At 62.3% G+C, this 22,588-nt stretch carries 23 protein-coding genes and 1 pseudogene; 17 read left to right on the plus strand and 7 right to left on the minus strand.

Annotation, left to right across the window (positions count from 1 at the left end):
- The first annotated feature begins 8 nt into the window (after positions 1-8).
- Both ACLFKU_RS04840 and ACLFKU_RS04845 read left to right on the plus strand, forming a co-directional pair.
- Entirely contained in the window at positions 9-1,736 is a 1,728-nt protein-coding gene (locus ACLFKU_RS04840) for an FAD-dependent oxidoreductase (protein ID WP_410848334.1), read from the plus strand.
- The gene (locus tag ACLFKU_RS04845; protein WP_410848335.1) at positions 1,733-2,080 is read left to right on the plus strand and encodes an NIPSNAP family protein; all 348 of its coding nucleotides are present in this window, start codon (positions 1,733-1,735) and stop codon (positions 2,078-2,080) included. Before ACLFKU_RS04840 ends, ACLFKU_RS04845 begins: the two co-directional genes overlap by 4 nt.
- A gap of 67 nt (positions 2,081-2,147) precedes the next feature.
- Here the strand turns inward: ACLFKU_RS04845 and ACLFKU_RS04850 are convergent, their stop codons facing one another.
- Positions 2,148-2,279 carry a hypothetical protein gene (locus tag ACLFKU_RS04850; protein ID WP_410848336.1) on the minus strand — a complete coding sequence of 44 codons (132 nt, stop codon included), beginning with the start codon at positions 2,277-2,279 and terminating at the stop codon, positions 2,148-2,150.
- Positions 2,280-2,441: 162 nt separating this feature from the next.
- Between ACLFKU_RS04850 and pdhA the strand changes: the two genes are divergently transcribed.
- From pdhA to ACLFKU_RS04865, 3 genes are read left to right on the plus strand one after another with little or no spacing between them, the layout of a single operon-like run.
- Positions 2,442-3,557 (plus strand): pyruvate dehydrogenase (acetyl-transferring) E1 component subunit alpha, encoded by a 1,116-nt coding sequence (pdhA, locus tag ACLFKU_RS04855; protein ID WP_410848337.1) that lies wholly within the window; start codon positions 2,442-2,444, stop codon positions 3,555-3,557.
- Positions 3,550-4,530 (plus strand): alpha-ketoacid dehydrogenase subunit beta, encoded by a 981-nt coding sequence (locus tag ACLFKU_RS04860; protein ID WP_410848338.1) that lies wholly within the window; start codon positions 3,550-3,552, stop codon positions 4,528-4,530. The genes pdhA and ACLFKU_RS04860 overlap by 8 nt, the downstream gene beginning before the upstream one ends.
- Before the next feature lie 4 nt (positions 4,531-4,534).
- The gene (locus ACLFKU_RS04865; protein ID WP_410848339.1) at positions 4,535-5,656 is read left to right on the plus strand and encodes a dihydrolipoamide acetyltransferase family protein; all 1,122 of its coding nucleotides are present in this window, start codon (positions 4,535-4,537) and stop codon (positions 5,654-5,656) included.
- A 282-nt stretch (positions 5,657-5,938) separates the two neighbouring features.
- Here ACLFKU_RS04865 and ACLFKU_RS04870 read toward each other — a convergent pair whose 3' ends face one another.
- A complete protein-coding gene (locus ACLFKU_RS04870; RefSeq protein ID WP_410848499.1) occupies positions 5,939-6,184 on the minus strand; it encodes a hypothetical protein in 246 nt (81 codons plus the stop codon).
- Between the two features lie 131 nt (positions 6,185-6,315).
- Positions 6,316-6,453 (minus strand): annotated as a pseudogene (locus ACLFKU_RS04875) (oxidoreductase); the annotation flags it as partial.
- Positions 6,454-6,646: 193 nt separating this feature from the next.
- Here ACLFKU_RS04875 and ACLFKU_RS04880 point away from each other — a divergent pair.
- Positions 6,647-7,123, plus strand: coding sequence for a bacteriohemerythrin (locus ACLFKU_RS04880; protein ID WP_410848340.1), 477 nt, complete (start codon positions 6,647-6,649; stop codon positions 7,121-7,123).
- 152 nt (positions 7,124-7,275) lie between these two features.
- Here ACLFKU_RS04880 and ACLFKU_RS04885 read toward each other — a convergent pair whose 3' ends face one another.
- Positions 7,276-7,995, minus strand: a complete 720-nt coding sequence (locus ACLFKU_RS04885) for an IclR family transcriptional regulator (RefSeq protein WP_410848341.1) — start codon at positions 7,993-7,995, stop codon at positions 7,276-7,278.
- A gap of 237 nt (positions 7,996-8,232) precedes the next feature.
- Here ACLFKU_RS04885 and ACLFKU_RS04890 point away from each other — a divergent pair, with 237 nt between their 5' ends.
- From ACLFKU_RS04890 to ACLFKU_RS04925, 8 genes are all read left to right on the plus strand, one after another.
- Positions 8,233-9,516, plus strand: a complete 1,284-nt coding sequence (locus tag ACLFKU_RS04890; RefSeq protein ID WP_410848342.1) for an ABC transporter substrate-binding protein — start codon at positions 8,233-8,235, stop codon at positions 9,514-9,516.
- A 61-nt stretch (positions 9,517-9,577) separates the two neighbouring features.
- Positions 9,578-10,459 (plus strand): carbohydrate ABC transporter permease, encoded by an 882-nt coding sequence (locus ACLFKU_RS04895; RefSeq protein ID WP_410848343.1) that lies wholly within the window; start codon positions 9,578-9,580, stop codon positions 10,457-10,459.
- Positions 10,452-11,297 (plus strand): carbohydrate ABC transporter permease, encoded by an 846-nt coding sequence (locus ACLFKU_RS04900; RefSeq protein ID WP_410848344.1) that lies wholly within the window; start codon positions 10,452-10,454, stop codon positions 11,295-11,297. Before ACLFKU_RS04895 ends, ACLFKU_RS04900 begins: the two co-directional genes overlap by 8 nt.
- Positions 11,298-11,301: 4 nt before the next feature.
- Positions 11,302-12,417, plus strand: a complete 1,116-nt coding sequence (locus tag ACLFKU_RS04905; protein WP_410848345.1) for an ABC transporter ATP-binding protein — start codon at positions 11,302-11,304, stop codon at positions 12,415-12,417.
- The gene (locus tag ACLFKU_RS04910; RefSeq protein ID WP_410848346.1) at positions 12,414-13,484 is read left to right on the plus strand and encodes a Gfo/Idh/MocA family protein; all 1,071 of its coding nucleotides are present in this window, start codon (positions 12,414-12,416) and stop codon (positions 13,482-13,484) included. The genes ACLFKU_RS04905 and ACLFKU_RS04910 overlap by 4 nt, the downstream gene beginning before the upstream one ends.
- Before the next feature lie 17 nt (positions 13,485-13,501).
- Positions 13,502-15,394: a thiamine pyrophosphate-dependent enzyme gene (locus ACLFKU_RS04915; RefSeq protein ID WP_410848347.1), complete on the plus strand. Its 1,893-nt coding sequence runs from the start codon at positions 13,502-13,504 to the stop codon at positions 15,392-15,394.
- 11 nt (positions 15,395-15,405) lie between these two features.
- Positions 15,406-16,860 carry an NAD-dependent succinate-semialdehyde dehydrogenase gene (locus ACLFKU_RS04920; protein WP_410848348.1) on the plus strand — a complete coding sequence of 485 codons (1,455 nt, stop codon included), beginning with the start codon at positions 15,406-15,408 and terminating at the stop codon, positions 16,858-16,860.
- The gene (locus ACLFKU_RS04925) at positions 16,857-18,578 is read left to right on the plus strand and encodes a dihydroxy-acid dehydratase (RefSeq protein WP_410848349.1); all 1,722 of its coding nucleotides are present in this window, start codon (positions 16,857-16,859) and stop codon (positions 18,576-18,578) included. Before ACLFKU_RS04920 ends, ACLFKU_RS04925 begins: the two co-directional genes overlap by 4 nt.
- Here ACLFKU_RS04925 and ACLFKU_RS04930 read toward each other — a convergent pair.
- Complete coding sequence (locus ACLFKU_RS04930) at positions 18,571-18,951, minus strand: hypothetical protein (RefSeq protein ID WP_368581423.1); 381 nt, start codon at positions 18,949-18,951, stop codon at positions 18,571-18,573. The genes ACLFKU_RS04925 and ACLFKU_RS04930 overlap by 8 nt on opposite strands.
- A gap of 300 nt (positions 18,952-19,251) precedes the next feature.
- Here ACLFKU_RS04930 and trpS point away from each other — a divergent pair, with 300 nt between their 5' ends.
- Together trpS and ACLFKU_RS04940 are read left to right on the plus strand one after the other, a co-directional pair.
- Entirely contained in the window at positions 19,252-20,268 is a 1,017-nt protein-coding gene (gene trpS / locus ACLFKU_RS04935) for a tryptophan--tRNA ligase (RefSeq protein ID WP_410848350.1), read from the plus strand.
- Positions 20,269-20,877: 609 nt separating this feature from the next.
- Positions 20,878-21,003 carry a hypothetical protein gene (locus ACLFKU_RS04940; protein ID WP_410848351.1) on the plus strand — a complete coding sequence of 42 codons (126 nt, stop codon included), beginning with the start codon at positions 20,878-20,880 and terminating at the stop codon, positions 21,001-21,003.
- Between the two features lie 67 nt (positions 21,004-21,070).
- Here ACLFKU_RS04940 and ACLFKU_RS04945 read toward each other — a convergent pair whose 3' ends face one another.
- Together ACLFKU_RS04945 and ACLFKU_RS04950 are read right to left on the minus strand one after the other, a co-directional pair.
- Positions 21,071-21,382 (minus strand): high-potential iron-sulfur protein, encoded by a 312-nt coding sequence (locus tag ACLFKU_RS04945; RefSeq protein WP_410848352.1) that lies wholly within the window; start codon positions 21,380-21,382, stop codon positions 21,071-21,073.
- Positions 21,383-21,611: 229 nt separating this feature from the next.
- Positions 21,612-21,962: a BON domain-containing protein gene (locus ACLFKU_RS04950; RefSeq protein WP_410848353.1), complete on the minus strand. Its 351-nt coding sequence runs from the start codon at positions 21,960-21,962 to the stop codon at positions 21,612-21,614.
- 255 nt (positions 21,963-22,217) lie between these two features.
- Between ACLFKU_RS04950 and ACLFKU_RS04955 the strand changes: the two genes are divergently transcribed.
- Positions 22,218-22,520, plus strand: a complete 303-nt coding sequence (locus ACLFKU_RS04955; protein WP_410848354.1) for a hypothetical protein — start codon at positions 22,218-22,220, stop codon at positions 22,518-22,520.
- The last annotated feature ends 68 nt before the right edge of the window (positions 22,521-22,588 follow it).

The raw sequence follows: 22,588 nt of genomic DNA on the forward strand, positions 1-22,588 counted from the left end.
CAAGGAGATTGGATATGACCAAGGAGATCACCTGCGATCTGGTCGTGGTCGGATCGGGCGCCGCGGGCCTCGCCACTGCGATCACGGCACGCAAGCGCGGCCTCGATGTCATCGTGCTCGAGAAGGAGCCCGTGTTCGGTGGTACGACCGCGCTGTCGGGCGGCGTCTTATGGATTCCGCTGAGCAAATACGGCCGACAGCAGAACCCGGCTGACACCGTCGAGCGCGTGCGCGAATACATGATGAGCGAGACGGGCAATAACTACGATGCCGCCGCGGTCGAGTGCTTTGTCGAGAACGGGCCGAAAATGGTCGAGTTCTTCGAGCGCGAGACCGAGATGAAGTTCGTGCCCACGCTCTATCCGGACTATCACCCGGACGCGCCCGGCGGCGTCGACATCGGTCGCTCGATCCTCGCCGCGCCATATGACATTCGCGGGCTGGGCAAGGACATGCGCCGCCTCAAGCAGCCGCTCGAGACGATCACGTTCATGGGGATGATGTTCAATTCCTCGAACGCGGACCTCAAGCACTTCTTCCGCGCGACCAAGTCCATCGTTTCGTTCATGTATGTGGCCCGCCGTCTGGCTACGCACATCAAGGAGCTGGCGCTCTACCGGCGGGGCATCAACGTCACGAGCGGCAACGCGCTCGCCGCGAGACTCGCGAAGTCGGCGCTGGCGATCGACATTCCGATCCTCACTTCGACGCCTGTGAAGGAACTGCTGAGCAAGAGCGGCAAGGTGATCGGCGTGCGCGCGAGCGCAGCGGACGGTGAGCTTCGAATCACCGCCCGGCACGGCGTCGTGCTGGCTTGTGGCGGCTTCCCGCACGATCTCAAGCGCATTGCGCAGGTCTATCCGCATGTGAAGCGTGGCGGTGAGCATCTGTCGCCCACGCCCGTCGGCAATACCGGCGACGGGTTGACGATGGCGGAGAAGGTGGGCGGTGCCGTGAAGCTCGGCTTCGACGATGCGGCGGCCTGGATGCCTGTCTCGAAGGTGCCGTTTGGCAAGGGCCGCACTGGCGTGTTCCCGCATCTGCTCGACCGGTATAAGCCCGGGGTGATCGGCGTACTGCGCAACGGTCAGCGCTTCACCAATGAATCGAACTCCTACCACGACGTTGGCGCCGCGTTGATGCGCGCCTGCGAGGGTGAACGGGAGACGGCGATGTGGCTGATCTGCGATAAGGTGGCGCTCGGCAAATATGGTCTGGGCTATGCGAAGCCCGCGCCGATGCCGGTGGGGCCGTTGCTGCGCAAAGGCTATCTGATCAAGGGCGACACGATCGGCGAGCTGGCGCGCAATTGCGGCATCGCTCCCGATACGCTCGAAATGACGGTCCATGCCTACAATCGCGATGCCGAGCGCGGAGAAGACCCGGCGTTCCAACGCGGCCGCACCTCGTTCAACCGCTATCTCGCCGATCCGGACCACAAGCCCAATCCTTGCGTGGCGCCTATAGCGACCGGCCCCTTCTATGCGGTGAAGGTGGTGATGGGCGATCTGGGCACGTTCGACGGCCTCAAGACGAGCGTCACGGGCGAGGTGCTGCGGGCCGACGGCAGCGAGATCGAGGGCCTTTACGCGGTCGGCAATGACCGGCGCAGCGTGATGGGCGGCAACTACCCGGGCGCCGGTATCACCCACGGGCCGAATATGACGTTCGGGTTCGTCACCGGAAATGCGATCGCCACCAAAGCGATGACTCGCAACGAGAAGGCATACGCATGAATACCCAACCAATGTTTCTGGCCAAGCCCCTCGTCGATTTCCGGGTCTACACGATCGCGCTACGCAAGATGCCCGAGTTTCTCGACGTGTTCGACAGGCTCGCGATGCCAATCCTGCTCGAGACGCTTGGACATCCGCTCGGTTTTTGGACGAGTATGGTCGGACCGCAGAACCAGTTCACTCACCTGTGGGGGTATGACGATCTGGCCGACTACGAACGACGGTGCCTGGCACGCGATACGCACCCGGACTTCCCCGCCTATCTGAAGGCATCCGGCCATCTGATCACGGCACAGGAGACACGGCTCATTCGGGCCACCGCGCTGGATAGCGTCGCAAAGTAATCCGAAGCATTCGGCCGAAGCGGGCTCCATCGCGGAGCCCGCGTGCTTCTTTGACCGAAGAGGCGGCTCAGGTCCGGTTGGCCCACAGATCGTCAATTGCGCGGACCGCCAGCAAGTAGCCGTCGGCCAGCGCGAGGCAGTTCTGTTCGATGTCCTTCAGCGTCGTGCTGCCGTAAAGATGCGGCTCCTGCACTGACACGCACTACGCAGAAAAATTTCGCACCTTATCCCCGCTTTCCGTGTCAAACGATAAGCCGCCCGAATTGCCGTTCAGGGCGCCGGCACTTCCGCGCCTACAGGCACGGGTTGTGCACGTGATCTCCTGCACGCATTCCACATCGGAAGAATAAGGAGGGCGGTCATGACCACGACTGCCAGTTTTCACATCGGGTATACGCGATATCTCGGTCCCGAAGGCGAGCCCGTACAGCCATTGCCGGCCTTTGCGCGGGAACCCGAGGCGCTGATCTCCCTCTATCGCGCGATGGTGCTGACCCGCGCATTCGATACCAAAGCGGTCGCGCTGCAGCGCACTGGCAAGCTCGGCACGTTTGCTTCGTCGGTGGGGCAGGAGGCGATCGGAGTGGGCGTCGCGAGCGCGATGCAGGCCGATGACGTGCTGTTTCCTTCGTATCGCGATCATGCGGCGCAATTGCTGCGCGGCGTCACGATGACGGAAAGCCTCTTGTATTGGGGCGGTGACGAACGCGGCAGCGACTTCAGCGTACCGCGGCTCGACTTTCCAAATTGCGTTCCCATCGGCACACAGGTGTGTCATGCCGCCGGCGCGGCCTACGCGTTCAAGTTGCGCGGCGAACCGCGCGTCGCCGTGACGATTTGCGGCGATGGCAGCACATCGAAGGGCGACTTCTACGAAGCGATGAACATGGCGGGCGTCTGGCAGGCGCCGCTCGTGCTCGTCGTCAACAACAACCAGTGGGCGATTTCGGTGCCGCGCAGCACGCAGAGCGCGGCGCAAACGCTCGCGCAGAAGGCAATCGCGGCGGGCATCGACGGTTTGCAGGTCGACGGCAACGATGTCATCGCCGTGCATCAGGTGATGCATGCGGCGCTCGCGAAAGCGCGCCGAGGCGATGGCCCGACGCTGATCGAAGCGCTCAGCTATCGACTCGGCGATCACACGACGGCCGACGATGCAACGCGTTATCGCGACCCGGATGAGATTCGGAAGCAATGGGAATACGAGCCGCTGCTGCGTTTGCGCAAGTATCTGATGCGGATGAACTCCTGGGACAAAGCGCAGGACGAGCACCTCGGCCGGGCGTGTCACGCGCAGGTCGAGGCAGCCGTCGAGGCGTATCTGGCTGTGCCGCCCCCCGATACCTCGGCGATGTTCGATCACTTGTACGAGACGCTGCCGCATGCCATGCGTGAGCAACTGGAAAACGCGCAGCGATTCGCACCGATAGCGGGCAATGGTCGGCATGGTCAGAACGGAGGCAACGGCCATGGCTGATCTGAACATGATCGATGCGATCAATCTGGCGCTCGCATACGAACTCGAACACGATCCCGCCGTCGTGCTGCTCGGCGAGGACATCGGCGTGAACGGCGGCGTGTTTCGCGCGACGGCCGGCTTGCAGGCACGCTTCGGCGCGCAGCGCGTGCTCGACACGCCGCTCGCCGAGTCAGCGATCGCGGGCACCGCGATCGGCATGGCAGCGATGGGACTGAAGCCCGTCGCCGAGATCCAGTTCAGCGGGTTTCTGTATCCGGCGATCGATCACGTGCTCAATCATGCGTCGCGTCTGCGCCATCGGACTCGCGGACGCCTCACCTGTCCGCTGGTGATCCGCGCGCCGTGCGGCGCAGGCATCCATGCCCCGGAGCATCACTCGGAAAACCCCGAAGCCCTGTTCGCGCACATTCCTGGCTTGCGCGTCGTCACGCCTTCGTCGCCGGCGCGCGCGTACGGGTTGTTGCTGGCCGCGATTCGCGATCCCGACCCGGTGATCTTCTTCGAGCCGACCCGCCTTTATCGGCTGTTCCGGCAGACAGTGGAAGACAACGGCGAAGGGCTGCCGCTCGACACCTGCTTTACGCTGCGCGACGGCTCGGATGTGACGCTGGTGTGCTGGGGCGGTGCCGTGCAGGACGCACAGGGCGCCGCCGATCTGCTCGCGCAGGAAGGCGTGATGGCCGAAGTGATCGACGTCGCGACGCTCAAGCCGATCGACATGAACACGATCCTGGCCTCGGTGGCGAAGACGGGCCGCTGCGTGATCGTGCACGAGGGTTCGCGCACGGGCGGCATCGGCGCGGAGATCGCCGCCAATATCGCCGAGCGCGGGCTTTATTCGCTGCTCGCGCCTGTGCAGCGCGTGACCGGCTATGACGTGGTAGTGCCGCTGTACCGGCTCGAGAATCAATACATGCCGGGTGCCTCGCGCATCGTCGCGGCGGTGCGGCAAGCTATGGAGGCGTCGTAAAGCCATGAAAATCTTCAAACTGCCGGACCTCGGTGAAGGCTTGCAGGAAGCGGAAATCGTCGAATGGCATGTGAAAGATGGCGACGAAGTACGCGCGGATCAACCGTTGCTGTCGGTCGAAACGGCGAAGGCGATCGTCGAGATTCCGTCGCCGCAATCCGGCCGCATCACGAAGCTGTTCGGACGGACGGGCGATATCGTGCACCTGGGCGCGCCGCTCGTCGCGTTCGAGGGCGAGACCGATGATGCAGACGCGGGCACTGTCGTCGGCCATATGGAAGTTGGCCAGCATGTCGTGCAGGAGGCGCCTGCGTCGCCTGGCACGGGCGGTGGCGTCAGCGCGGCCGGTGGTGTGATCAAGGCGATTCCGGCGGCGCGCGCGCTTGCGCGCAAACTGGATGTCGATCTCTCGATGGTGACGCCGTCCGGCCCGGAAGGCGTGATCACGGCGGCTGACGTGCAGCGCGTCGCGAAGATACTTGGCGAAGTCGGTCCGGCCGAAGTGCTGCGCGGCGTGCGGCGTGCGATGGCGCACAACATGGCGCGCGCGCAAAGCGAAGTGGCCGCCGCGACCGTGATCGACGACGCCGATATTCATGCGTGGCCGCCGCACACCGACGTGACGATCCGCCTGATCCGGGCGCTGGTCGCGGGCTGCCGCGCCGAGCCGCCACTGAACGCATGGTTCGACGGACATACGGGGCGACGCCACGTCCTTGAGAAGATCGATCTCGGCATTGCCGTCGATCTGCCCGATGGGCTTTTCGTGCCGGTGCTGCGCGACGTCGCGCATCGCGATGCGGCGGATCTGCGCGGCGGTCTCGACCGGATGCGCGCCGATATCCGCGCGCGCAAGATTCCGCCGGAAGAAATGCGCGGCAACACGATCACGCTGTCGAACTTCGGAATGATTTCGGGGAAGTACGCAGCGCCGATCGTCGTGCCGCCCACCGTCGCGATTCTCGGCGCGGGGCGCATCCATGAACAGGTGGTCGCGGCAGACGGTGCGCCTGCCGTGCACCGGATCTTGCCGCTCAGTCTGACGTTCGATCATCGCGTCGTGACAGGCGGCGAGGCGGCGCGCTTCCTGGCGGCGACGATCGCGGATCTGCAGAACGCGTGGTAGCGGTTGGCGTGTGCCTGGCGTGATTCGCCAGCATCGTATCGCTAAGAGCGCGAGCCTCGCGGTCGATGCACACGAGGGCAACGCTCTCCGACTCGTATGTAACCGGATCGGCGAAATCACCGGTGAGGTGTTGTTTTCGTGTCCTTCTGCGTAACGACCACGTGACGTGATAGGTCAGCGCAATTCGATCGGACAAACGGGCCGTGCGTGGCTCCATGTGTGCTTCGATAACGAATCCGCGATAGCGCCCGACGATGTGACGTTTCATCGATTGATGAACGGTCAGGCCGCCAGGCGGCCTATCCCCATTTCCGGACGGCGCAGGCCCGGCGGGAACACGTGCCATGTGCCGTCGGCATGGCGAAAGAAGAAGAGTGAAAACGTCCCGGACGGCCGATCGATCTGAATGCGCACGCGGCATGTTTCACCCGAGCGGGAGCGGTCCAGCAGACGCACGCACGCCCCGCGGCCCCGTGTCGGGCCAACGAGTTTTTCGACCTCCGAACGCAGTGACCGATTGCCCGCCATGATTTTCCCTTCGATAGACGATGAGTCGATGCTATGGAGATCGGTGCGTGCGTCCAATCGGCGCCGGCGGAATGTCGTCTCAGGAAGCACTGATTTCAGCCGTCAGGATTTCCTGAATCAGAACCAGCACGCGGAAACTCGTTGCGGGGCAAGGAGACGTCCACGGCGTCGCCCTCGGCGGTGTCGTCGATGAAGCTCATCGAACCGCCGCGTCCGTTGCTGTCACGCTTGACCGCGATGACGTAGCGATCGCGCTCCTGCAAGTCGTGTTGAGCGAGGGAGCAGTATGCCGTGGCCAGCCGAGTCAGGAATATTCGATCTGCGAGGCGCTGGTGTTCGAGCCAGCTAGTCTCGAAAGACGGAAGGATTTAAGCCACGCTGATGATGGAATGCTGGGAAATTCGCGGCGTTCCATGTTTGACGGCTATCATAGAACTCTTGATAAAGCCGGATTGAACGGACATGACAGCCCCTGTATTGAAAGATGTCGAAGCCCCTGTGCGGGAGAGTGACAACAGCCTTGTGTGGTCAGACGCACGGCTCCTCGGCTTCACGCCGATGGATGACGTGCATAAGGAATTCTATGAAGTCGCGCTACGGCTCGTGACCTGCACCGATGCGAGCGCCCTTGCCGCGATCGAGGAATTCGAGAAGCATGCGGTCAGCCATTTCGAGCAGGAAGACGAATGGATGCGCACCACCAACTTTCCCCCGCGCGACTGCCACATCGAAGAGCACGAAGCCGTGCTGAAGTCAGTCCGCGACGTTAAAGCAGCGGTCGAAGCGGGGCAGGCCGGTTGCGCGCTGGTGCATGACATCGGCATGCATCTGTACAACTGGTTTCCCGGACACGCCGACTACCTGGATTCGGCGCTTGCCGCATGGATGACCAAACAGACGATGGGTGGAAAACCTGTTGTCTTGAGGCGGACGATTTGAAGTTTGCCGTTTCGACCGTCGAAATACACTGGACCTCATAAGTTGTAGCCAGCAGGCTGCTGGCTCAACCCGTGTCGCGTGGCTCGGCTCGCGTCAACGCATCGTCGCTTGCGGGCGTCGCGACTGAAATCGCCGCCGACGATATCCCCCGTTCAACTACCCGACTCGCGCAGCACGATGTCGCCCAATTCGGCGAGGCGGGCCGCGTCGACGCGCACGCTCGGGCACGAGATGCCCATCGCGGCGATCATCTCGTCGTGCCCGTCGTAGATGGGGCGAGCCACGCAGCGGATGCCATCGGTGAATTCCTCGTCATCGATGGCATAGCCGCGCTGGCGCGTTAGTTCCAACTCCTGCGCGAGAGCCAGCTCCGAGGTCAGGGTGCGCAACGTGTACGTGGCCAATTCGGCCGGCGTTTCGGCATGGCCGAAGGCCAGGAACGCTTTGCCGAGCGCCGTGCAGTGCAGCGGCGACAGCGCGCCGATCGGATGATCGACCTTGAGCGGCAAGGTCGAGTCGACCTTGTCGATATACCAGACGCGCGAGCCGACCAGCACCGCCAGATGCGTGCATTCCCCGGTGGACGCGGCGAGTCTTTCCAGCGCCGGGCGCCATGCTTCCTTGATCGCGACGACTTCCTCCAGCGTGCGTTGTACCGGCTTGCCCGGCTGACTGCCGTTCGAGGCCAGATAGCGCCGGTTGGAATCCTGCGCCGCATAGCCGGCGGCAACCAGCGTCTTCAGAAGATGGGCGGCCATGGATTTGTCCATCTCGAGTTCGCTCGCGAGTTCCGTTAGCCGGACGGGGCCGTGATGAGTCCGCAGATACGTCAGTGCTTCGAGGCCGCGAGTCAGGGACTGGAGCAGTCGCATGAAATATCCCTCCACACCAATAAAAGTTTTCGTGTGCAAAACATTAAAAAGTTTTACATAGGAAAACTCTAGCCGAAAAATCACTCAACGTAGGGAATTACACGGATTTTTTTACGCTAGATGTGAAGTGATGTTGTGCCTATGCAAATTCAGTACTGGTGAATTGGGTCGGTCTGTCGGGTGAGTTCAGTTTTTAATCCAAGTTGTTTTGCATGCGTCAACTTTACGGAGGCAGGCATGTTGGGGAGACACGGAGTAAAGCGTCGCGCGCTTGTGCTGGCTGCACTACTGGCCTCGGCCGCGGGATTCACGACCCCGGCCTTCGCGGATTCGGGCGAAGTGTCGATCAGCGACTATTTCACCGGCGACATGGGGGAGAAGGCGTTCAACGAACAACTCGCCAAATTCACCACGGCGACCGGGATCGCAATCAAGCAAAGCCCGGTGGGACACGAGGATTTCAAGTCGGTGATCCTGGTACGCGCGGCCGGGCATAGCCTGCCCGACGTATTCAGTTTCTGGGCGGGCGCCAAGACGCAATTCATCGCCGATTCGAAGAGCCTGCGTCCGATCGACGGCATGTGGAAGTCCGCGGGGCTGGATTCCGTGATCTCCAAACCGATCGCGGCAGCGGCGACGAGCTACAGCGGGCATCGCTATCTGGTGCCGGTCGACTATCACTTCGTCGGGGTTTTCTATAACCCGAAGGTGATGGCCAAGGCGGGCATCACGACGATGCCGACCACGTGGGACGGCTTCCTCGCCATGTGCAAGCAACTCAAGTCGCAAGGCATCACGCCGATTGCGATGGGTTCGAAGAATCGCTGGCCTGCGCAGTTCTGGTTCGACTACATGCTGTTGCGTACCGCGGGGCCGGACTATCGCGCGAAGCTGATGACGGGGCATGCCCGCTACGACGATCCGCAGGTGAGCTCGGTGATGGGCCAATGGAAGTCCATGCTCGATGCGGGCTATTTCAACAATAACGCCAACGCAATCGACTGGACCGATGCCGCCGACAAGGTCGCGAAGGGCGATGCCGCGATGACGCTGATGGGCACGTGGATCACCGGCTACTGGAACAACAACCATCTGGTGGCGGGCAAGGACTATGACGTTGCGGTGTTCCCGCAGATGCAGGCAGGTGTGCCGAACGTCGCGCTGGGTCCGGTAGACGGCCTCGTGATTTCCGCCAACTCGAAGAACGTGGCGGGTAGCGAAAAGCTGCTCGACTACATGGTCAGCAACACCGACGTGCAGTCGGCATGGACGTCGTCCCAGGGCGCGCTGTCGGCCAACGTGAAGGTCGATCAGTCCCACTACAGCCCGGTGATGCAGAAAGCCGCCGCCGCGGTCGAGAAGTCCAACAGCTTCGCCTTCAACTATGACCTCGCCACGCCGCCGCCGGTGTCCGAAGTCGGTCTGTCGATGTTCGCGAAGTTCATCGACCAGCCTGGCGATATCAAGGGCCTGCTGAGTCAGACCCAGACGGATGCGCAGGCCGCGTTCAAGAAGCAGTAACACCTCCACGAAGGCGGGTCGCCCGACGGCGGCCCGCCTTGTTTTCCGGTAGAGACGCGAGATGAGGAAACACGATCGGCTATGGCGCGTGGTATTTCTCGCGCTGCCCCTGGGGTTTTTCGGAATACTGGTGGTGGGCCCCCTGCTGTCGTCGTTCTATTACAGCTTTACAGACTGGAATGGCTTTTCGTCCGACTATGATTTTGTCGGGTTGTCCAATTTCACGCGGATTCGCGACGATCATCTGTTTTCGCATGCGGCGCTCAATACCGCGCTCTGGATCGTTGCCGCTATCGCGTTGCCGACGCTGTTGGGCTTAGGTCTGGCGCTGCTGCTCGATTCGAAGGTGCCCGGTTCCCGGGTGTTCAAGAGCATCTTCTATCTGCCGATCTGTCTGTCGGCCGTGATCGTCGGCCAGATCTGGATCTGGATCTATCAGCCCGACTGGGGGCTGCTCAACCTGTTTCTGTCTCACGCGACAAGAACCCCTCACGACTTTGCGTGGCTCGCTAAACCGAATACGGCGCTGTGGTCCGTGATCGTCGCGTGGTCGTGGCAACAGACCGGGCTGTCGATGGTGATCTATCTCGCCGGGCTCACCGCGATTCCCGAAGACTTGCAGGAGGTATGCCATATCGAAGGCGCGAGCCGCTGGCAGCGCATCCGCCTCGTGATTCTGCCGTTGTTGACGCCGTCCACCGTGGTCGCGGTGGCGCTGTCGGTGATCAACTCACTGAAGGGTTTCGACATTCTCTACATCATGACCGGCGGTGGACCGTTCAACAGTTCGGATACGCTGGCCATGCACATGTACAACGAGAGCTTCAAGAAATATCACATGGGCTATGGCAGTGCGATTTCGGTGGTGCTGTTCCTGATCGCCGTGTCGGTGATCGGCCTGTATTTCCGTCAGTTGCGCAAGGTGGACCGCATCTATGGATGAGCGTCTGTATGCCCGCTTCAATCCGGCGAGAGCGGCCACTTTCACGATTCTCGTGGTGCTGGCGGTGCTGTTCCTGTTACCCACTGTCGGCGTCTTGCTGTCGTCGGTGAAGGAGCAGCGCGACATTGCGCTGGGCGATCTCTGGAGCTTGCCAGTGAGGTTGTACCTCGGCAATTTCATCGAAGTGCTGTCGAAGCCCGCGGTACACCAGTATTTCGTGAACACGCTGACCGTCACCGTGCCCGCCACGATCGTCTCGACCGCGCTCGGCGTGCTCGCCGGTTACGTATTCGCGAAGCTGCCTTTTCGCGGCTCGAATGGCCTGTTCCTGGTGCTGGTGTCCGGCATGTTCTTTCCGCCGCAGGTGATTCTGATTCCGCTGTTCCGGCTCTTCAATTTTTTCGGCCTGATCGACACACTGTGGCCGGTCTTCCTCGTGCATACGGCGCTGGGTATTCCGATCTGCTCGCTGCTGATGCGCAACTTCTTCGCAACGGTGCCGAGCACGCTGCGTGAAGCCGCGATCATGGAAGGCGCATCGGAGCCGCGCGTGCTGCTGTCGGTGGTGCTGCCGCTCAGTTTGCCGGCGCTCGCGGTGCTGGCGACGCTGCAGTTCACATGGATCTGGAATGACTTTCTGTGGCCGCTGGTGTTCACGCAATCCGACGACAAACGCACCATCATGCTCGGCATCGTGAATCTGAATGGCCAGTATTCCGTCGCCTGGGGCGTGCAGGGCGCGTTGTCGATTCTGGCGAGCTTGCCGACGCTGCTGGTGTTTCTGTTCTTCCAGCGCTACTTCATCAAGGGCATGACCATGGGCGCGGTAAAAGGGTGATCGAATGGCGCAATTGAGTCTGCAGGGCATACGCAAATCGTTCGCTGGCCATGAGGTCATCCATGGCGTCGATCTGAACATCGCCGACGGCGAGTTCGTGGTGTTCGTCGGCCCGTCGGGCTGCGGCAAATCGACGATGCTGAGAATGATCGCCGGCCTCGAAGACGTGTCGGGCGGGACGATCCACATCGATGGCCGGGATGTGACGCAGGTGCATCCGTCGAAGCGCGAAATAGCGATGGTGTTCCAGTCCTACGCGTTGTTTCCGCACATGACGGTGGCTGAAAACATCGGCTTCGGATTGCGGCTCGCGGGCGTCGACAAGCGCGAGATCAGGCGGCAGGTGGGCGAGGTCGGCAAGACGCTGCAGCTCGATCATCTGCTGGAACGCACGCCGAGAGAATTGTCGGGCGGGCAGCGGCAGCGCGTGGCGATCGGGCGCGCCATCATTCGTCATCCGAAGATCTTTCTGTTCGACGAACCGCTCTCGAATCTCGATGCCGCGTTGCGGGTGCAGATGCGCCTCGAGATCGCGCGACTGCATGCCGGGTTGCGGGCGACGATGGTGTACGTCACGCACGACCAGGTCGAGGCGATGACGCTGGCGGACCGGATCGTCGTGTTCAACGGCGGCAAGATCGAGCAGGTCGGCACGCCGATGGAGCTCTATGAACGGCCCGCGAATCTGTTCGTCGCGCGCTTTATCGGCGCGCCTGCGATGAACGTGCTACCGGCGTCGGCCTGGCCGTATCTAATGAGCCGGGATGATGCCGGTCCGCGCAGCGCGCCGGATGGTGTGGACTGTATCGGTATCCGGCCCGAGCACATCACACTTTGCGCGCGCGGGCAGGCGAGCGTTGGCGGGCGCATCGAACTCGTCGAGCAGCTTGGCGCGGAGACACTGTATTACCTCGGCATCGGCAATGGCCTGCCGACGCTCACGGTGCGCTCGCCGCTCGCGCACGCGGTGCGCCGCGGAGACGAAGTCGGACTGAATGTGGACAGCTCGAAGCTGCATCGCTTCGACCCGGACGGAATCGCGATCGGGAATCACGCCACGCGAAGCGATGAACGCAAACCATCGCCAACAGAGACTATTCAAATAGAGGAAGAAAAATGACGGGATCTCGTTTCCGCGTGGGGATCATCGGTGCGGGTCGCATCTCCGATCTGCACGCCATCGAATACCTGCAAAATCCGCTGGCAGGCATCGTCGGCGTCTGCGACCGGGATGTGGCGCAGGCGCGCAGCAAGCTCGCCGCTTGGGGCATTCCCGACGTCGCGGTCGAGGAGGACGTGGATCGCTTCCTCGCGCGTGAGGACATCGATCTGGTCGAGATTCTGTTGCCGCATCATCTGCATCTGCCGGTGGCGCTGAAAGCGATGGCGGCGGGCAAGATCGTCTCGCTGCAAAAGCCGATGTGCGTCGATCTCGCCGAGGCGGACCAACTCGTGGCGGCCGCCGAGGCCTATGACCGGCCTTTCAAGGTCTTCGAGAATTTCATCTTCTATCCGCCGGTGCTGAAAGCGCGCGAGCTGATCGATCAGGGCGCGATCGGCACACCGCTGTCGATCCGCATCAAGTCGAACCCGGCGCGCAGCGCGACGGCGTGGGAAGTGCCACCGTCCGCATCGGCATGGCGCAGTGAGAAGTCTCACGCGGGCGGCGGGCCGCTCGTATTCGACGACGGACATCACAAGTTCGCGCTCGCCTGGCATTTCATGGGTGATCCGGAAGAGGTGCATGCGTTTATCGGCGATACCGAAGGTCCGGGCGGCATGCGTTTCGATGCACAGTCGATCATCTCGTTCCGGTTTCCCGGCAATCGTGTCGGCAATCTGGAGATCGTCTATTCGCCGGACATGGAACTCGTGACGCGCCACTATGCGCAGGACGATCGCGTCGAGATCACCGGCACGTCGGGTGTGCTCTTCATCAACGGCGGCCATGGACGGCTCGGGGCGACGCCGCCCGTGACCCTGTACCGCGACGGCCAGCTCACGACCTACGACGTGCCGAGCGGGTGGGAGCAGAGCTTCGTGCTGTCGACCCGGCATTTCCTGAATGCGCTGCAAACGGGTGGGGCGCCGGTGCTAACGGCGAGGGAGGCCCGCCAGGTGCTGCGTTTCTCGTCGGCGGCCGAGCAGTCGGCTCGTGAAGGCAAGGCGATTCGCCTGGCATTTTGATCCCGCGAGGCACAACCATGTCTGATCTCGTTACTCCGTCGAAGCAGCTTCCGGTCACGACAGAAAGCCGCGCCGCCTGGTTGCGCGAGGCGGGCGGGCTGAGCGAGGCGTTGGCGGACGGCCTGCTTTCCGATGTCGTCGAACTGCCTTTGGCCGAAGCGCTCGTGCTGGGTTTGATGAAGCAGGGCGTGACCAAGTATCTGGCGATCTTCGGACACGGCAATACCGCGATTGCCGAGATTCTGCGTATCTACGAGGCGCACGGTCTCGTGAAATGCTGGCAGTTCCGCAACGAAGTGGAAATGGCGCACGCGGCCACCGCGCTTTCCTGGGTCTACGGCGAAGTCGCCGCGGTGCTCACGTCGATCGGGCCCGGCGCGTTGCAAGCGCTCGCCGGCTCGCTGGCCGCTGCGTCGAACGGGGTCGGCGTCTACCATCTGTATGGCGACGAGACGACGCACGGCGAGGGCTACAACATGCAGCAGATTCCTCGCCCCGGGCAGGGACTGTTTGGGTCCCTGACAGAACGGATGGGGGCGTCCTATACGTTGCATACGCCCGCTGCATTGCGCGACGCGTTGCGCAATGGCAGTGCGGCCGTGTTTCATCCGTGGCGGCCCGCGCCGTTCTATCTGAATCTGCCGCTGAACACGCAACTGGCGCGGGTGTCGCTGAGACTCGATGCGCTTGCGGCCCGACCCGTTTGGCCGCGTTTGCCGATACCGGACGAGGCGTCCCTGGCCGTGGCTGCGGAGCTGATCGCGGGCGCGGACCGGGTGGCCATCAAGGTCGGCGCCGGTGCGCGTCATGCTGCGGCGGCGGTGCGGCGGCTGGCCGAAGCCAGCGGTGCGGTCGCGGTCCTGAGCCCCGGAACGGTTGGTGTGCTGCCCGACGCCCATCCGCATAACCTGCACGTGGCGGGCTCGAAAGGGTCGATCAGCGGCAACTGGGCCATGCAGGAGGCCGAGCTGCTGATCGTGATCGGCAGCCGCGCGGTGTGCCAGTCGGACTGCTCGGGCATCGGCTGGCCCAAGGTTCGTCATGTGGTCAATATCAACGCCGATCCGACCGACGTCCAGCACTACAACGAAAGCACCGCGTTGCTGGGAGATGCGGCGGCCATCTGCGAGCGGCTGGCGGTGGCGCTGGCCGGTTCGTTGACGCCGGCGAAATCGGCATGGCTCAAAGAGGCCGCGCGCAAGAAAGCCGAGTGGCTGGCCTTGCGCGACGCGCGCGCCGGCGGCCCTCGATGTTTCGATGCGGTCTGGCGGCGCGAGGTGCTGACGCAACCGCAGGCCATCGCCATCGCCGAGCGTTTTTGCCGCGAGATCGGTGCGCTGAAGTTTTTCGATGCCGGCGACGTGCAGGCTAATGGCTTCCAGGTGATCCGCGACGACTTGCCCGGCGAAACGTACACCGAGTCCGGTGCGTCGTATATGGGTTTCGCCGTTTCCGCGCTGCTGTCTCAGGCGATCGCGGGGAAAGGATGCTATGGCGTCGCGTTCACCGGCGACGGCTCGTTCATGATGAATCCGCAGATCCTGATCGACGGTATCGAGCATGGCGTGCACGGCACCATCCTGCTGCTCGACAACCGCCGCATGGCGGCGATCAGCAGCTTGCAGGAAGCGCAGTTCGATACCGATTACCGCACCAACGATTCGGTCGCCGTCGATTATGTGGCGATGGCGGGAGCCGTGGCGGGCGTGATGGCATTGTCGGCGGGCGATACGGAGCGAGGTCTGCGCGATGCGCTCGCGCAGGCGCACGCTCACCCGGGCCTGAGTCTGATTCACGTGCCGGTCTATTACGGTGCGGACCCCGCGGGCGGGATGGGTGCGTATGGCCAGTGGAACGTCGGCCCATGGTCCGACGGCGTGCAGGACGCTTATACGAAGACGCGAATCTGAAAGGGGCGAGCATGTACGAATCTGGTGGCCTGCTAATCGATGGCGCGTGGCGCGGTGCGTCCGACGGCGCATGTATCGAGGTCAGAAGTCCGGCGACGGGCGAGCTGGTTGGCAGCGTGCCGGCAGCGACCGAAGCCGACGAAGCGGCTGCGCTTGCGGCAGCCGGGCGCGGGTTCGCGCTGTGGTCGAAGACGTCGGCGTGGGAGCGGGCCGCGGTGCTGCGCCCTGCAGCGGATCTACTGAGAGCCCGGATTGACACGTACGCGTTCCTGATGAGCGGCGAGACCGGCAAACCATTGCTCGAGGCGCGTGGCGAAATCAATGCGAGCGCGGATCAGTTCGAGTGGTATGCGGAAGAGGCCAAGCGCATCTACGGACACACTATTGCCGGGCGCCATGTCGACGAGCGGCTTGCCGTCGGGTATCAGCCAGTGGGTCCGTGCCTCGCGCTGTCGGCATGGAATTTCCCGATGTTGCTGCCGGCGCGCAAGATCGCCGCGGCGCTGGCGGCCGGCTGTAGCGTGATCGCGCGTCCGGCTTCGGAAGCGCCGGGGAGTTGCATGGCGCTCGGGCAGGTTCTGCTCGATGCGGGCTTGCCGGCCGCGGTGCTTGGCATCCTGACCGGTCACGCCAAACCGATGGTGGCCCGGCTGGTTCAATCCGCGGTGATCCGCAAGGTGTCGCTGACGGGGTCGGTGCCGGTCGGCAAGGAGATCTTGCGGCTCGCCGCCGATCACGTGAAGAAGGTTACGATGGAGTTGGGCGGACATGCACCCGTGATCGTCCATGCCGACGCGGACCCTGTGGAAAGCGCGAAAAAGCTCGCAACGACCAAGTTCCGCAATTGTGGTCAGGTGTGCATCTCGCCGTCGCGTTTCTATGTGCACCGCTCGATTCTGACGCCGTTTGCCGAGACGTTTGCGGCCGTTGCGAGGGAACTCAGGATAGGGGATGGGCGTGACCCCGAAACCACCCTTGGTCCGATGATTCGCGCCCGGGCGGTAGAGAGCGCACTGTCGCTGATCGAGGATGCCCGCGGCCGTGGTGCGCGAGTATTGGCTGGCGGCCAACGGCCGTCATATCTCGAACGAGGACATTTCATCGAGCCGACCGTGCTGGTTGACGTTCCCGACGACGCGAGGATCATGTGCGAGGAGCCGTTTGCACCCGTTGCGCCGATTGCGGCTTTCCACGACGTCGCGGACGTGATCGCGCGCGCCAATGCAACGGAATTTGGTCTGGCGGCCTACGTCTTCACGCACGACTCGGCACTGGCCGCGATGACCGCGGAAGCGCTCGAGGCAGGCATGGTCGGCATCAATGAGACGCTGTTGGCGACGGCCGAGGCGCCCTTCGGTGGTATCAAGGAATCGGGCTTTGGCCGCGAGGGCGGCAGCCTTGGCATACTGGATTACCTGACGCCCAAATACATTCGTCATCGCCTGATCGTAAGGAATGGGACATGAACCAAAAACCGCGTGGCCTGGACAATGGCCTGACGAACTACGGTGATCACGACTTCGCGCGCTATCTGCGCCGGTCGTTTGCCAAATCGATGGGCTACACCGGCGAATCGCTCGACAAGCCGATCGTCGGGATCTGCACGTCGGAGAGTGGTTTCAACAACTGCCATCGCCATTTCCCCGAAATGATCAAGGCGGTCGAACGCGGTGTGCTCGCGGCGGGCGCGTTGCCGGTGGTGTTTCCGGTGATTTCGCTTGGCGAGGTATTCCTTTCGCCGACTTCGCTGGTCTATCGCAATCTGATGGCGATGGCCGTCGAGGAAATGATCCGCGCCCAGCCGATGGATGCGGTGGTAATGCTCGGCGGATGCGACAAAACCGTACCGGCAATGTTGATGGGCGCGATCTCCGCAGGGCGGCCCGCGGCCATGGTGGTGGCCGGTCCGATGATGATCGGACGGCATCGCGGCGAGCGGCTTGGCGCCTGCACGGACTGCCGCCGCTTCTGGTCGAATTTCCGCGCGGGGAAAGTCCCGGAGCAGGAGATCAGGCAGGTGGAGGGGCGTTTGGCCGTCACCGCGGGAACGTGTGCGGTCATGGGCACCGCGTCGACCATGGCGCTGATTGCGGAAACGCTGGGCATGATGCTGCCCGGGTCGGCGGCGATTCCGGCCGTGCATGCGGATCGACTGCGCAATTGCGAGGAGACCGGAGCGCTGGTTGCGCGCATGGCCCTCGATGGCGGACCGAAACCGGCCGAGATCGTGACGCCCGCATCGGTGCGCAACGCGTTGCGTGTGCTGCTGGCGGTCTCTGGCTCGACCAACGCCGTGATTCATCTGGCGGCGATCGCCGGTCGTATCGGACTGAAGATCGATTACGACGAGTTCAACCGGCTGTCGGATGAAACGCCGGTACTCGTGGATCTCAAGCCGGTAGGCAACGGCTACATGGAGGATTTTCATGCGGCAGGCGGGCTGGAGGGTGTTCTGCGCGGCTTGATGCCCCAACTCGATCTGACCTGTCGCGACATCGCCGGGCAGAGCCTCGATGAGCGTTTGAACAAGCCGCTTGCCGATCCGATCGATACGGCCGTGATCCGCTCGACCGAGCAACCGATCAGTGCCGAGGGCGGCCTGATCGTTCTGAACGGTAGTCTCGCCCCCGGCGGCGCGGTGCTGAAGCGCGCCGCCGCGACTCCCGAACTGCTGGAACACGAAGGGCGCGCGGTGGTATTTACCTCACTCGAAGATCTCGCCGCGCGCATCGACGACCCCGATCTTGACGTCCGCGCGGACGACATCCTCGTATTGCAGAACGCCGGGCCGCGCAGTGCTTCAGGCATGCCCGAAGCCGGCTATCTGCCGATTCCGCAGAAACTTGCGCGGGCGGGGGTGAAGGACATGGTGCGGATTTCCGATGCGCGCATGTCGGGCACCGCATACGGGACCATCGTGCTTCACGTGACGCCAGAGGCGGCGCTCGGCGGCCCGCTGGCGCTGGTGCGCAATGGCGACCGGATCCGGCTGTCGGCGCGGGACAAGCGGATCGATCTACTGGTTGACGAGGCCGAGCTGACGCGTCGTGCCAGTGAGCTTCGTCCGGCGGAAGGGATCTATGCGCGCGGTTACCAGCGGCTTTATCACGATCACGTGCTATCCGCCGCGGCAGGGTGCGACTTTGATTTCCTCACGGCATTTCCTGCCGACGAGCTCAAGTAGGCTCATCCGCCCCAGCGGTGTCGTCGAAAATGCGCTCGTCGAATTCGATCGGGAAGGGGGCGTTCCGGCTCAGCGTTCCGGCGTCGGACGCGTTCCGGTACTCGGCAAGACGGGCCGAAACAATGTTTCGAATGTGATTGCCGACTATCGCGGTTTGCCTGGGCCCCAGTGTTTCGAGGCGACCCAGCAGGTCACCGGGGAAGCGAAGCGAAATGTAGGGGGTATCGGGCCCGGCCGGGTTGCGCACTAGCAGCACGTTCAACCGACCGTCCGCCGCAGCCTCTTCGCTGTAGATAGCGTCATCGTGGAAGGAGCGCGATACCGCCTGGGCGACGCGCTCCAGAACACTGCGAGTGATCTGATAGATGGGCATATTCGTCTCCTGATCGGACGCCCGACAATCGTATCACTTTCCCTTTTTCGCGCCTGCACGTAGCGCGTCACTCTCGTACGCGTCGCCGACATCGGGCAAATTTGTTTGAGGCTGCGTTATACTCGATTCCATGGATACGAAACCGACCTCGCTGAAAGTGCACCGTTGGTGGCACGCCTGAATCCGGCGGCCCGTTTCCACACACACGCATATTTGCAAACATGATGCCGCCAGTCCTGGCGGCATTTTCGTTTCTGCGCGCTCGTGGCTGGTGGCATCCAAACCAGGAGCCTCCTGTCCATGACACACACCAACCGCCCCACGATCTTGACCGGTGACCGCACCACCGGCCCGCTTCACCTCGGCCACTATATCGGCTCGCTGCGTGCGCGCGTCCAACTTCAGCATGAGGCGCAGCAGTTCCTGCTTCTTGCTGACACCCAGGCGTTAACCGACAACGTGGGCCGGCATCAGAAGGTTACCCAGAACGTCATCGAAGTAGCGCTCGACTATCTTGCGGTGGGCATCGACCCAGCGAAGTCGACCATCTTCATCCAGTCCCAGGTACCAGAACTGGCCGAGCTGTTTCAGTATCTGCTGAACGTCGTGACGGTCGCGCGCCTCGAGCGAAACCCGACTATCAAGGAAGAGATTCGCCTGCGCGGTTTCGAGCGCGACATCCCGGCGGGCTTCCTCACGTATCCGGTCAGTCAGGCGGCTGATATCACCGCGTTCAAGGCAACCCACGTACCCGTGGGCGATGACCAGCTACCTATGATCGAGCAGACCAACGAATTGGTGCGGCGCTTTAACAGCACCGTCGACCGACCCGTGCTGGTCGAATGCGAGGCGGTGCTGTCACAGGTCACGCGATTACCCGGTATCGATGGCAAAGCCAAGATGAGCAAGTCCCTCGGGAACGCCATCGCACTAGGCGCCACGCCGGACGAAATCACCAAGGCAGTCAACAACATGTACACCGACCAGAACCACTTGCGAATCAGCGATCCTGGTCAGGTGGAAGGCAATGTCGTGTTCGCGTTTCTCGATGCATTCGAGCCGGACGTGCAGAAGGTCGACGAACTGAAATCCCACTATCGGCGGGGTGGACTTGGCGATAGCGTGATCAAGCGCGTGCTGAACGAGCGGCTCCAGTCGCTCATTGAACCGATTCGCACACGCCGTCGCGAGTTGGAGGAAGACCCGGCCGAGGTGCTTGCGATCCTGCGTCGCGGGACGATGCGCGCGCGGGAGGTGGCGGGAGAAACTTTGTCAGAGGTCAAAAGCGCGTTGGGCTTGACGTACTTTCAGCGCTGAACAGAGGGGATCGGCCGTGGCGCGCTCGCCCGCTTCAGATGTTCAACGTAAAAGGCAGCGACGACAAATGCGTGGTGTTCGTGCGGCGTGGAAATCCCGAACATTGCGCGATGATCCTGCATCTGTGCTTCGAGGGTGCCCAGGTTGCGGTGCAAGCTTTTGGCGCGGATCGTGTGGCTACGCAGTTGGAGAATTTAGTCGACGCGATGCAGGACACGCGACGCGCGGCACGTTCCAGGCGTGACGTAAAAGGTGGTCGACATAGTAAAGCCCCTGGTACGAAACGATCCGTCTGACGAAGGCGAGAGCGATCAATTTTCGACGACGGCAGGAATCAGCAATCGCGGTGGCGGATTTCGCAATTGCCGCGTCGGGACACAACCGGCAGCATGACTCACATCATGCATCGCTCTCCGTTGCCGGGGTCGCTTCAATGCTGCATCGCGACGACGGTTCGCCATTTTTTTCATTGGCGGTTTTTGGCTCTGGGTCGATTCAGGTCCTCGAAGAATCGGTTGCTGCCGTAGAAGGCGATGATGAGCTCAACAAATCACGGAATTGTTGCGCCTCAGGAGCCTCAAGGGCATTTTCCGACCTATGGAGATCGTGATGCAAACGCTGTCACACTGGATCGTCGTTCTTACCAATGCGTACATGGAATACACGACGTGCAACTGGAACGCCACGCACGTCTACCGGCGCACGGTTGGATATGAACAGGTGATATGGTGCTGAACGGAAGGCGGGCTTGTTGTTCCTTGCGGTGCGTGACGGTTCTCGTTCAACACTCGCAGTTTGTAAATTACGCCTTTTTCACGTAGGCGTTACACCATCCTTTTGCTTCGACCAGCTTGCCCCCATACGTCGGGCACGGCCCATTCGTGGAACCGGGTTTGCCCTGATACAGTTGGCAATTGGCGCAAGTCTGCCCTGTCTGGTACCGAGGGAATTTCGACTTGTCGACCTTCGACGCGTCCATCTTGTATCCGAGCGCCTGCGCGGTCGGATCGTTTTCGGTGAGCACGGGCGCGTCCGCGTTTGACTTCGTCGAGAGAATGGTCGTTGAGGCAACGGATGCGGCAAGTATCATGAAATGACGGCGAGAGAGCGACACGATCGAAACTCCTTTCGAGACACGATCAGACGGCCGCAAAGTGACACTGAACCGGTCAATCGCGAACCGCCTCGTCATAACACATGAGCAATCAGCATACCTTTCGATTGTTGAACACCGGTTTCGCAGTCGGCCTGCCGGTCGACATATCACTTTGAGATATTTTCAAAGTGGGGACGTGCGCGATCCCGCGTGACTCTCGAGTTATCCGCCCACCGGCGAACGCATGTCATTGCGACTTCAGGTGCAGATCGTTGCTCACGGATTGCACCCCCGGCACGCTGTGGGTCACCGCAAGGGCTTCCAGAATCTGAGCCTGTGAATCCACGTCTCCCGACAACTGCACGACGCCTCGGTACGTTGCCACGCTGATCGGCAACGAACGTAGCGTGGAGTCCGCGGCAAGCGCCTGCTTCACCCGGCCGGCGAGCGTGGCGTCGTCAGTGGCGACTGCCGTCGGCGCGCTCGCGGACGGTCTCGCTGTGGTCGTCGACTTACAGCCGCTCGTGAACACGAACGCGGGCAGAGCGAACATCGCGACGATCAGTAACCGGCCTTGGATGTAGGGCGTGTTTCGCATTGAAGTCGATTTCCTGAACAAGCTCTGAATGAAACATTCGTACATTCACTTCACCTGAACGAAGCGGTCCGGCTTGTCGAGTATACGGCGTCACACTGATTTTCTACCGATGGTGCTTCGTGCCCATGACGGCCGCCGACCTCACGGAGCCGTGGTCGATCAACATGGGAGCGATGGCCATTACGACGTTGGCCGGCAGCCGTCTCATTCTGGCAGGGCATAACCTGGGCGGGTTGGCCGGGCGTCGACTACCTGGTGCTGAGGGTCCTCACCACCGCGTGCTGGTTCATGGCGACATTCTGGATTCCTCTGCTCGCCGCGCTTTTCATCGAAAAGCACGTGATCGTCGGCGAGCCAATTCGCTATACGGCGGCTGAATGGTCTGGCGTCTTCCCACTCGGCATGTACGCCGCCGCGACCTGCCTGTACGCCGAGGCCACCCGGTCTCACTTTCTCAGTTTCGTGGCTCGCGTTACCGTCGTTGTCGCCTTTGCGGCGGGGGCGCTGATCTCGGTCGGCCTGCTGCGCTCGGCGCCCAGGTCGGTCACGGGAAAATGACGGACGTTGCGCGAGTCATTGGCAGTGTCTAAGCGTCGTTCACCCAATTGCTCGGCCGTTGACATATT

It is taken from the genome of Paraburkholderia sp. EG304 (assembly GCF_046543485.1).
Lineage (GTDB): Bacteria > Pseudomonadota > Gammaproteobacteria > Burkholderiales > Burkholderiaceae > Paraburkholderia > Paraburkholderia youngii.

What these genes read in the sequence shown, in the direction of transcription:
- ACLFKU_RS04845 (WP_410848335.1), top strand. Translation starts at nt 1,733, where the DNA reads ATGAATACCCAACCAATGTTTCTGGCCAAGCCCCTCGTCGATTTCCGG.
- pdhA (WP_410848337.1), top strand. Translation starts at nt 2,442, where the DNA reads ATGACCACGACTGCCAGTTTTCACATCGGGTATACGCGATATCTCGGT.
- ACLFKU_RS04860 (WP_410848338.1), top strand. Translation starts at nt 3,550, where the DNA reads ATGGCTGATCTGAACATGATCGATGCGATCAATCTGGCGCTCGCATAC.
- ACLFKU_RS04865 (WP_410848339.1), top strand. Translation starts at nt 4,535, where the DNA reads ATGAAAATCTTCAAACTGCCGGACCTCGGTGAAGGCTTGCAGGAAGCG.
- ACLFKU_RS04870 (WP_410848499.1), bottom strand. Translation starts at nt 6,184, where the DNA reads ATGGCGGGCAATCGGTCACTGCGTTCGGAGGTCGAAAAACTCGTTGGC.
- ACLFKU_RS04880 (WP_410848340.1), top strand. Translation starts at nt 6,647, where the DNA reads ATGACAGCCCCTGTATTGAAAGATGTCGAAGCCCCTGTGCGGGAGAGT.
- ACLFKU_RS04885 (WP_410848341.1), bottom strand. Translation starts at nt 7,995, where the DNA reads ATGCGACTGCTCCAGTCCCTGACTCGCGGCCTCGAAGCACTGACGTAT.
- ACLFKU_RS04890 (WP_410848342.1), top strand. Translation starts at nt 8,233, where the DNA reads ATGTTGGGGAGACACGGAGTAAAGCGTCGCGCGCTTGTGCTGGCTGCA.
- ACLFKU_RS04895 (WP_410848343.1), top strand. Translation starts at nt 9,578, where the DNA reads ATGAGGAAACACGATCGGCTATGGCGCGTGGTATTTCTCGCGCTGCCC.
- ACLFKU_RS04900 (WP_410848344.1), top strand. Translation starts at nt 10,452, where the DNA reads ATGGATGAGCGTCTGTATGCCCGCTTCAATCCGGCGAGAGCGGCCACT.
- ACLFKU_RS04905 (WP_410848345.1), top strand. Translation starts at nt 11,302, where the DNA reads ATGGCGCAATTGAGTCTGCAGGGCATACGCAAATCGTTCGCTGGCCAT.
- ACLFKU_RS04910 (WP_410848346.1), top strand. Translation starts at nt 12,414, where the DNA reads ATGACGGGATCTCGTTTCCGCGTGGGGATCATCGGTGCGGGTCGCATC.
- ACLFKU_RS04915 (WP_410848347.1), top strand. Translation starts at nt 13,502, where the DNA reads ATGTCTGATCTCGTTACTCCGTCGAAGCAGCTTCCGGTCACGACAGAA.
- ACLFKU_RS04920 (WP_410848348.1), top strand. Translation starts at nt 15,406, where the DNA reads ATGTACGAATCTGGTGGCCTGCTAATCGATGGCGCGTGGCGCGGTGCG.
- ACLFKU_RS04925 (WP_410848349.1), top strand. Translation starts at nt 16,857, where the DNA reads ATGAACCAAAAACCGCGTGGCCTGGACAATGGCCTGACGAACTACGGT.
- ACLFKU_RS04930 (WP_368581423.1), bottom strand. Translation starts at nt 18,951, where the DNA reads ATGCCCATCTATCAGATCACTCGCAGTGTTCTGGAGCGCGTCGCCCAG.
- trpS (WP_410848350.1), top strand. Translation starts at nt 19,252, where the DNA reads ATGACACACACCAACCGCCCCACGATCTTGACCGGTGACCGCACCACC.
- ACLFKU_RS04940 (WP_410848351.1), top strand. Translation starts at nt 20,878, where the DNA reads ATGCAAACGCTGTCACACTGGATCGTCGTTCTTACCAATGCGTACATG.
- ACLFKU_RS04950 (WP_410848353.1), bottom strand. Translation starts at nt 21,962, where the DNA reads ATGCGAAACACGCCCTACATCCAAGGCCGGTTACTGATCGTCGCGATG.